This window comes from Arhodomonas sp. KWT (genome assembly GCF_010993615.1).
This window is the reverse complement of sequence record NZ_WNXE01000802.1, coordinates 1-763: the sequence shown is the minus strand read 5'-3', so window position 1 is coordinate 763 and position 763 is coordinate 1. Positions and strand designations below refer to the sequence as shown.

General features: G+C 62.3%; 1 protein-coding gene. It reads left to right on the top strand.

Annotated elements, in window-relative coordinates:
- The coding region (locus G7A99_RS22510; protein WP_163144252.1) for a tetratricopeptide repeat protein at window positions 1-552 on the top strand (552 nt) is incomplete at its 5' end.
- Window positions 553-763 lie beyond the last annotated feature (211 nt).

Here is a 763-nt window from a genome sequence, read left to right as displayed (position 1 = left end):
GCCGGCTACACCGTGGAGAAGAGCCCGGAGAAATGGCTCGAGCTCACCGCCGAGGCCGGCGAGCAGGGCTTTCCCAAAGCGCAGAAAGAACTGTTTTATGCGTTCAGGGACGGCGATGAGAGGAACAACATTGAGCCGGATGACGAGAAATACCTGTACTGGCTCAAAAAATATGCCCAGAGCGGTGCCTCCGATGGCATGTCGGAGCTGGCGGGCAAGTATGAACACGGCCATATCGTTGCCAAGGACGAGAAAAAGGCGTTCCAGTTAATGAAAAAGGCAGCGGAAATGGACGACCTAACCGCACAGGGATGGCTGGGTGACTACTACGCCCAGGGCATTGGCACCGAAAAGGACCTGGTCAAGGCGTACATGATGTACGACCTCGGCGGCACCGGCGACATCGAGAAGAAAGAGGCGCTAGCCGAGAAGATGACCGACGAGCAGGTCCAGGAGGCCATCGCCCGCTCCCGCCGCTGGCAGGAGGAGCACAACAGCGTGCGCCCCAGCTACTACGGGCTGAAACGCCAGCCCGACGGCAGCTATCGCTGAGGCGGGCCAGCGGGTCACGGCGAACGAATACGACCATGGCGACACGGACGCCCGGACCTCCAGGAACCGGTTCGACGCGGCGACTCAGGGCACCCCGTTAGCCGAAAAGACGAAGGTACCGCTGGAGATCGAGGCCCGGGACGGGCAGACGAGCATCAGCGGCAGGGTCGAGGTCAGTGCCGGGGCCACGCGCATCGTCGCCGAGGTGCAG